This window comes from Spirochaetota bacterium (genome assembly GCA_026414805.1).
In the GTDB taxonomy this organism is placed as follows: domain Bacteria; phylum Spirochaetota; class UBA4802; order UBA4802; family UB4802; genus UBA4802.
This window is the reverse complement of record JAOAIH010000098.1, coordinates 1-8,474: the sequence shown is the minus strand read 5'-3', so window position 1 is coordinate 8,474 and position 8,474 is coordinate 1. Positions and strand designations below refer to the sequence as shown.

Below are 8,474 nucleotides of genomic sequence, written 5' to 3'. Positions count from 1 at the left end.
TCCCTGAGCGCCGTGCGTGGTTCAATAAAGAAGTCATGGTCAATTACTTACCTCATGAAATATTGCTTGGTGATTTAATTGCGGGTGCACGGTTTAACATACAAACATCGATGTGCCTTACTAAAAGTGAAATGAAAAAACGCACAAAACTGGTAATGGGTAAAAATGGTGCACGTGCAAAGATGAAGTGGTTCCATGACCATGGGTTTGGCAATGCGGGAGCAACCAGTGGTCATCTTATCCCTGATTATGCAAAGGTGCTAAAGATTGGATTTAAGGGAGTGTATTCCGAGATCGAAGGCTTTTACAATGAGCTATCGCCAAAAGAAAAAAAAGGAAAAAAGGGTGCACAGCTTAGAGCCATGATGACGGCAGCCACAATGCCGCGCGATGTTGCATTGCAGTATGCAAAGGTGTGCAGGCAGTTGGCAAAGGATGAACATGATGTTTCACGCAGAGAAGAGCTTATGCAGATGGCTGCAAATTTAGAGCGAGTGCCGTGGGAACCTGCTACTACATTCTGGGAAGCAGTACAGGCGTTGTGGCTTACACACATGCTTGTGATGAGTGATGAAAACTATCCTGGGCCAGGTGTATCCTTTGGGCGAGTTGACCAGTATCTGTATCCTTACTGGCAGTATTCGCTTGCACGTGGCATGGACCGCGAATTTGGTAAAGAGATTTTAAAATGCTTTTTTATACACTGCAATACTGCCTACGACGCCATGATACGAACCGGCAATCAAGGAATAACATCTGGTTTTGGCCAGCTTATCACTTTGGCAGGTTTAGGGAAAAACGGCAAAGATATGGCAAATGACCTGACCTTTGCCTTCCTTGAAGTCATTGATGAGATGTCGCCTATCTTAGAGCCAAAACCTAATATCAGGCTGCATCAAAAAAGCCCCGACATGCTGCTTGATAAAGTTGTTGATATGATTGCATCTTGCCAGGGTGCACCATTCTTACTTAACTTTGATGAGCGCTCTATGGCAGGAATGTTACGCGAGGCAAAGAAGGCTGGTATACAGCATTTAATAAACGAGAACAATGTGCATGAGTACGCACCGGTTGGCTGCCTTGAAAACACTATGGTGGGCAATGACCGCTCAGGTACTGTTGACAATAATCTTAACCTGGCAAAGGCTGTTGAACTGGCTTTAAACAATGGTAGGGACTTTTTTGACTTTGTAGATCCTGTTACTGGCAAGGTGGAGAAGGTGAAACAGATTGGTCCCAAAACGGGGGATCCGCGCAAATTTGCAACATTTGACCAGTTTTGGAAGGCTTACGAAATTCAGACAAAATTCATTATAAAGAAAATAGTTGAACTATACGAAGAGTCAGAGCGCATCCGGGCCATGTATCATCCCACGCCATATCTGTCATGCCTTGTGAAAGGCTGTGCACAACAGGGTAAAGATATTACCCAGGGTGCTGCTGAAATAAGCTTCACCACACTTGAAGCGGTAACCTATGCAACAACAGTTGATTCGCTGCTGGCAATTAAATACATGGTGTATGACAAAAAAGTGTGCACCATGGGTGAGCTTATCAACGCGCTTAAGGCTAACTGGGAAGGCTATGAGTATTTACAGACAATTGCAAAGAATAGGGCGCCAAAATATGGCAGGGATGATGATGAGGCTGATGCAATAGGATTGAAGGTTATGGAGTTGTGGACCGAAGAAACCTGGAAGTACAAAACAAAATCCACAGGCAGGCAATTTAGACCTGGCATGCTCTCATGGAATTACTGGGTTGGAGATGGCTATATATTGCCCGCAACACCTGATGGGCGCAAAAAAGGACAATTTTTATCAAATGCAATATGTCCTGTCAATGGTGCTGATATCAATGGACCCACAGCCAATGCTAACTCTGTGGGAAAGGTGCTTGGTGGCAAGAGTAACCCTGGTGATTTTGCTGGATACGTAAATCTGCTTCCCAACGGTGCAAGCCACACCATTACGTTTAACCCTTCACTGCTAAAAGACCCTGAGCACAGAGAAAAGTTTAAGGCTTACTTGCGCGGGTATGCAATAAATGGTGGCACTGCGTTGCAGATTAATATATTGGATCCTGAGATGCTTAAGGATGCGCAAAAGCATCCACAGGATTATCGCCACCTGCTTGTACGCGTCACCGGATACAACGCATACTTTGTTTCTATAGGCAAAGAGTTGCAGGATGAGGTTATTGCGCGTGTTTCGCACAGCAAATTTTAGGAGATAGCAATGACAATTGATACTACAGGCATAGTACTTGAAATACAGCGAATGTCCACTGAGGATGGCCCGGGGATTCGCACCACTGTGTTCATGAAAGGATGCCCGCTTAAATGTGTGTGGTGCCATAACCCGGAAAGCATAAATCCCAAACCTCAAGTGCAGTGGATTGGTGCGCGCTGCATTGGATGTAAAGTGTGTGTGGAAACATGCCCCAACGGTGCGCTTGTCTTTGATGATGGCATTCATATTGATAGAGCTCGATGCAAAGGCTGTGGCAGATGCACTGAAGTGTGCCCATCAACTGCAATGGAGCTTTTGGGCAGGCGGTGGGATGCTGATAAATTAGTGCAGGAGCTTTTAAAAGACAGCGCATATTTTTCCACATCAGGGGGCGGAGTTACAATTTCTGGCGGGGAATCTACGTTTCAGGCACCTTTTGTGAAAAAGGTGCTGGTGGAATTGAAACATCATGGCATTCACACTGCAATTGACACCTGTGGTATATGCAATCAGCATACGCTTGATATGCTGCTTCCCTATGCTGACCTTGTGCTGTATGATCTAAAAGAGATGGACCCTGTGAAACACCAACAGTTTACCGGCAAATCCAATTTCAGAGTGTTGAATAATATACAGTATATCCTTTCATTTATGAAGGAGCACCTTTTCCCACGCGAAGTATGGATACGTACACCATTAATTCCTGGTAAAACTGCACGGGATGAAAATATTGTGGCGATAGCTCATTACATAAACCAGTTGCTTGCAATTAATGCAAAAGCCATTACACGCTGGGATCTATGTGCGTTTAATAATCTTTGCAGGGATAAGTATACACGGTTAGGCTTACAGTGGGAATTTGCTAACACACCGCTTTTAACAAAAGAAGAGCTTGAACACTATGGGGAGATTGCACGACAGCACTGCAACAATTCAGCCATAGTAAAACTAAGCGGCTCAACGCGATTAGAGGATGAGGAAACTACGGTGGCAAAGCCAAAGACAACGTTTGGATGTTAAATATATGATACCCTTCAAAAGGCAGAGTAGACAGGAGGCCCAAGCGTACTATGTTGCGTGTCAGGATATAGCCAGGATGGCGTCCCCAGCACGCTGGCAAAGAGGTAGTATATCATGTATAAGGTTGGAAGAAGGCGTTTTTATTTGGCACTTACTTTTGTGGCCGCTTGGACAAAAGAAAGTGCATAAAAACGATACCTAAATGGCAAGTTCCTTTAACAAATGGATATAAGTATAATGTAATTATATGTAGGGAGCAATACAATGAAAACACGAAAATCATTCACCAGTGAAGAAATTGCAGCACTAAAACCAAATGAAAAAATAGCCCTTGTTGCAACAATTAATAATGAAGGGTTACCACATGTTACGTTGCTCACATCACTTCTTGCACTTGATGGTACGCACATGGCATTGGGTGAATTTTCAAAAGGGGTAAGCAAGGAGTATTTTAAGAAAAATAATAATATCGGATTTTTAATACTCACTATGAAAATGGATATGTGGCGCGGAAAAGCACGGTACACTCACAGTGCACAGGAAGGCCCAGAATACGAGATGTTGAATGAATTTCCCATGTTCAGGTACAATACGTATTTTGGTATAAACACCGTGCACTACTTTGATTTGATTGAAGCAAATGAAAAAGAACGGCTACCTTTTGGAGCTATCGCCAAAGCGTATGTTGCAACACTTTTTGCAAAGTGGGCTGCAAAACAAAAAAAAGCAGAAAAGCCACTTGGCACAGTTGGTTTTGAGCTATTTAACAGAATGGATGCACTTAAGTTTGCAGCATGGATTGACGGTGATGGTTTTCCAAAACTTGTGCCTGTGTTACAAGCAAAAGCAAGTGATCCAGGTACGATAGTTTTCTCGCCACAGGCGTATGGTAAGGAATTATTGCAGATAAAAGAAGGTACACCAGTTGCCTTTTATGCACTCACAGTAAAGATGGAAAATATACTTACTCGTGGCATTTTCAAAGGCTATCATAGGTATGCAGGTATAAAACTTGGTATGTGCGATGTCAACTGGGTGTATAATTCAATGCCGCCAGTGCACGGACAAATTTATCCACAGGTACCGCTTGAACCAGTGAGGGATTTTTAATATAGTAAACGTGTTTGTTAATTGCGGCAGGTAATTTTTTTTATGGCAGTTTCATGAGCCATATTAGATTTGATTTAAGGCTATTACAATCGCGGTATCTTCCAGGTCATATAAATAACGACATAGCTTACAAATACTATTTTAAAAGCACAGATAAATGATGGTGATAATTAATTAATTGACATTTATTGTTGTTGTATAATAATGTACCAACTGGTCAGTAAAGTGATGAATATGAAATCCAAAGGAATGCTAACAAAAAAAATTATAATTAACCGTATTATTGAGCATGTTCACCTGCATGGATTTTGTCAAACGAGCATGAGCGATATTATTGCGCTTACCGGTGTGAAAAAAGGAAATCTGTATTTCCACTTCAAAAATAAACAAAAGCTTATATTAGAATCACTTAAAGAAGCTCACCGTCAGTATCAGGAATATCTTTCGGTATATATAAATAAAGTTAGTGATCCCCTTGATAAAATAGATGCGATGCTTAAAGCAGTGAGCGATTACCATACAAAGCGCAAGTTTAAAGGTGGGTGCATATTTGGCAACACTGCACTTGAAATGGCTGACAAAGATATGAGCTATCGGAAGTTTATCAATGATGTTTTTTCCCAATGGATTGACTGGGTAGCAACGCAACTTAAAGCAGCTGTTGGACAAGGGAAGTTGTCTACACAAACACCGGTTAGGGAGCTGTCGCATCATATTGTTGCTGCCCTTGAAGGGGGGATACTCCTTTCCAAAGTGACAAAGGATCCTGAGGATTTACACTGTGCAATACAAGGGATAAAAGAATTAATAAAACTTTATAGAAACAGTAATACCTTAAAACGGAGAAAGTGATGCTAACAAAACAGGAAATTATCGATACGGCACAGATGCTTCGATTTGATGATATAGGATTTACTACTGCAGAGCCTTTTGAAGAGCACAGAAATTTTTTAGAAAAGATTCCTGAAAATTTTGCTTGGGCTTCTGTGTTTGGGCTAAACCTGCATGAAGGGTGTAGCCCGGCAAATATCCTGCCGCAGGGATGCTCTATAATTGTGTTACTTGATAATTACTATCGCTATGCATTCCCAAAAACTATGGAGCCGTATTTTGGTCGCTGTTACATGGATGATGACCGTGTCACAAAAGATGGGCTTACTGTGCGTATACGGCAGTTTGTAACTTTTTTACGTGAGCATGGTGTGCAGGCAAAAGTAACCTTTTCTATTCCGCAAAAAGCTGCAGCAGCTCGTGCAGGTATTGGCAATTTTGGCAAAAATTGTTTGCTCTATGCAAACAATACAGCGTGTAAAAGCTCATGGATAAGCCCTATCACCATTGTGGTGGATAAAGAATTTGAAGCAAGTGAACCAACCATTGGTGTTGGGTGCCCATCATGGTGTCGCAATGCGTGTATCGCAGCCTGCCCCACAAAAGCATTGAAAGGCAACTGCATTATTGATTCAAAACAGTGTATTTCGTACCTTACGTATTTTGGGCAGGGTATTACGCCACGTGAGCTCCGTGAACCTATGGGATTATATGTGTATGGCTGCGACCGCTGTCAGGAGGTGTGCCCGCGTAACAGAGCATGGATGGCACAGGCGTTGCCGGTAAACCCGCGCGTTGTGGCAAAGCAACAATACTTTGATTTGATTACGCTATTACATATGGATGAAGCATATTATACCCAGCATATTCAACCGCACATGTTCTACATGCCAGTGACTGATCTGTGGCGCTGGAAGATGAATGTTGCTCGTGCTATTGGTAATAGCCTAAACCAGGAATATATCCCTGAGCTTATGAAAGCGTTTGAAGAAAATACTGACCAGAGGGTGCAAGGCATGATTGCGTGGGCATTAGGAAAATTAGGTGGAAAAAAGGCTAAAGCTTTTCTTGATAAATGGAGGGGCAGCGTTGAAGGAATAGTAAAGGAAGAGGTTGAGCAGGCGCTTGAGTATATTCCTTGACAAATATAAAGTTTAAGTTTATATTAGCCGCCATGATACGGCGAAACTTAGAGATACCCCTAAAAAAATATGTATCACAATATCCTGTTATTGCTATTGTAGGTCCGCGGCAAAGTGGGAAAACAACAATAGCAAAAGCATTCTTTAAAAAGCATGCGTATGTTTCGCTTGAGAATTTAGATATGAGATTGCAGGCACAGCAGGATCCTCGCGGCTTTTTGCACGATAACCCCTCACCACTTATTATTGATGAAGCACAACGGGTTCCTGAGCTTTTTTCGTATTTACAGGAAATAGTTGATACAAATGACAGAGGTGGACAATATGTGCTGACGGGATCCCATCAATTTTTACTGCTTGAAAAAATCACACAGTCGCTGGCAGGACGCATTGCAGTTTTTACGCTGTATCCATTTACCACAAATGAACTTATTTCGGGCATATTGGATTATGATATCAAAAGCATAATTACTGTAAAAAAAGATAATCATTTGTACTACAAAACCATCAATGTGAATGAGCTTATCTTTACAGGAATGTATCCGCGAATTCACGATAAAAAGCTAGATCCGGTAAAATGGCTGGAAAATTATGTCATTACCTATATTGAGCGCGATATCCGAAGCCTCGTACAGATTGAAAATCTTCGCCTTTTTGAGATATTTATAAAAACAATCGCATCGCATTCAGGTCAGCTTACCAACTATGCAGCCATCGCAAATATGGTAGGGATATCACAACCAACAGTAAAAAAATGGATGTCATTGTTAGAAACAAGTGGAATTATATTTTTACTACAGCCATACCATAAAAATTTCAATAAGCGCCTTATCAAAACACCAAAGCTATATTTTGTAGATACAGGCTTATTATGCTTTTTGCTCTCCATACGCTCACCAAAGGAATTAATAGGGCATCCACTGTATGGGAATATCTTTGAAACATTTATCATTTCCGAAATTTACAAACGAATTGCACACACTGGAACAGTTCCTCCTCTTTATTTTTGGCGTGATAGAACAGGTAATGAAGTGGACCTTTTAGTTGAAAATGGACAAAATCTTTTTGCAATAGAAATAAAAGCAGCGCGTACCTATAATCCAGATTTTGCGAGCCAGATTACAAAGTTTTTTGCTTTTAGCAACGCCCATAAAGGGTTGGTAGTATATGCAGGTGATCAAGCGTTTGGCATGCATTCAAAAATCCCCACAATTCCCTGGTGGATGCTATGAGTGAGGATGTAATAGTAAAACGCAATCCCGCATCGCTTTCAATTGTTCTAAACAGGCCACAGGCAATCAATAGCCTGACAATCTCAATGATTGACACCATTACACAGGCATTACACCAGGCAGCCGTTGATGAATCAATACAATTTATTATACTGTACGGCAATGGACAAAAAGGCTTCTGTGCAGGTGGTGATATAAAAAAGCTCTATCAGGCTTCGATTGAGGGCAACAGTCACTACATAAAAGAGTTTTACTCAAAAGAATATGCGCTTGATTATCTCATTCATACCTATCCCAAACCGGTTATTGTGTGTGCACACGGCATTACAATGGGTGGGGGAATGGGGCTTGCTGCTGGTGCAACTCAAGTTGTGGTGACAGAGCACACAGTGATGGCAATGCCCGAAAGCCGCATTGGATTTTTCCCTGATGTTGGGGCAACGGGGTGGCTTTTTAACAAATGCAAGAATGGCTATCCAAAGTATTTAGCACTAACGGGAGATGAGCTTATAGGTGAAGAGTGTGTGCATGTAGGATTAGCACATTACCAGGTACTATCGCATACATTACCAAACTGTATTGAAGAGCTTGAACGTGTTGTGGCGGATACGTATGATGTAAGGATAGCAATTAATAAAATCTTACAAAAATATTCAACGCCAGTGAATATGAACGACACGCAAAAAGACAAATGGGTTGCACAGTATTTTAATACTGATAGCCCACTTCAAAACATTTTGCAACAACTATCGCAATGTTCCATTGAGCACGAATTATGCAATGGAGTTTTTAACCGCATCGCTGAGCGCTCGCCCACATCCCTTGTAATAACTGACCTTTTACTAAAAGAAAATAAAGGTAGGCCACTTAAAGAAGTATTTGCACGGGAGCTTAACGCTGCCATATTT

Annotated in this window: 8 protein-coding genes; all 8 read left to right on the top strand. The window is 41.6% G+C overall.

Going from position 1 to position 8,474, the window contains the following annotated elements:
• The coding region (locus N3F66_13975) for a hypothetical protein (protein MCX8125252.1) at nucleotides 1-2,228 on the top strand (2,228 nt) is incomplete at its 5' end.
• A gap of 9 nt (nucleotides 2,229-2,237) precedes the next feature.
• Nucleotides 2,238-3,251 (top strand): glycyl-radical enzyme activating protein, encoded by a 1,014-nt coding sequence (locus N3F66_13970; GenBank protein MCX8125251.1) that lies wholly within the window; start codon nucleotides 2,238-2,240, stop codon nucleotides 3,249-3,251.
• Between the two features lie 4 nt (nucleotides 3,252-3,255).
• Nucleotides 3,256-3,453 (top strand): hypothetical protein, encoded by a 198-nt coding sequence (locus tag N3F66_13965; GenBank protein MCX8125250.1) that lies wholly within the window; start codon nucleotides 3,256-3,258, stop codon nucleotides 3,451-3,453.
• A 62-nt stretch (nucleotides 3,454-3,515) separates the two neighbouring features.
• On the top strand, nucleotides 3,516-4,361 hold the full coding sequence (locus tag N3F66_13960) for a hypothetical protein (GenBank protein ID MCX8125249.1): 846 nt from the start codon (nucleotides 3,516-3,518) through the stop codon (nucleotides 4,359-4,361).
• Between the two features lie 234 nt (nucleotides 4,362-4,595).
• Nucleotides 4,596-5,213, top strand: coding sequence for a TetR/AcrR family transcriptional regulator (locus N3F66_13955; protein MCX8125248.1), 618 nt, complete (start codon nucleotides 4,596-4,598; stop codon nucleotides 5,211-5,213).
• The gene (locus tag N3F66_13950) at nucleotides 5,213-6,334 is read left to right on the top strand and encodes a HEAT repeat domain-containing protein (GenBank protein MCX8125247.1); all 1,122 of its coding nucleotides are present in this window, start codon (nucleotides 5,213-5,215) and stop codon (nucleotides 6,332-6,334) included. Before N3F66_13955 ends, N3F66_13950 begins: the two co-directional genes overlap by 1 nt.
• The gene (locus N3F66_13945) at nucleotides 6,331-7,566 is read left to right on the top strand and encodes an ATP-binding protein (protein ID MCX8125246.1); all 1,236 of its coding nucleotides are present in this window, start codon (nucleotides 6,331-6,333) and stop codon (nucleotides 7,564-7,566) included. Before N3F66_13950 ends, N3F66_13945 begins: the two co-directional genes overlap by 4 nt.
• Nucleotides 7,563-8,474: enoyl-CoA hydratase/isomerase family protein (locus N3F66_13940; protein ID MCX8125245.1), on the top strand; the 912-nt coding region annotated here is incomplete at its 3' end. The genes N3F66_13945 and N3F66_13940, both read left to right, overlap by 4 nt.

What these genes read in the sequence shown, in the direction of transcription:
- N3F66_13950 (MCX8125247.1), top strand. Translation starts at nt 5,213, where the DNA reads ATGCTAACAAAACAGGAAATTATCGATACGGCACAGATGCTTCGATTT.
- N3F66_13970 (MCX8125251.1), top strand. Translation starts at nt 2,238, where the DNA reads ATGACAATTGATACTACAGGCATAGTACTTGAAATACAGCGAATGTCC.
- N3F66_13965 (MCX8125250.1), top strand. Translation starts at nt 3,256, where the DNA reads ATGATACCCTTCAAAAGGCAGAGTAGACAGGAGGCCCAAGCGTACTAT.
- N3F66_13955 (MCX8125248.1), top strand. Translation starts at nt 4,596, where the DNA reads ATGAAATCCAAAGGAATGCTAACAAAAAAAATTATAATTAACCGTATT.
- N3F66_13960 (MCX8125249.1), top strand. Translation starts at nt 3,516, where the DNA reads ATGAAAACACGAAAATCATTCACCAGTGAAGAAATTGCAGCACTAAAA.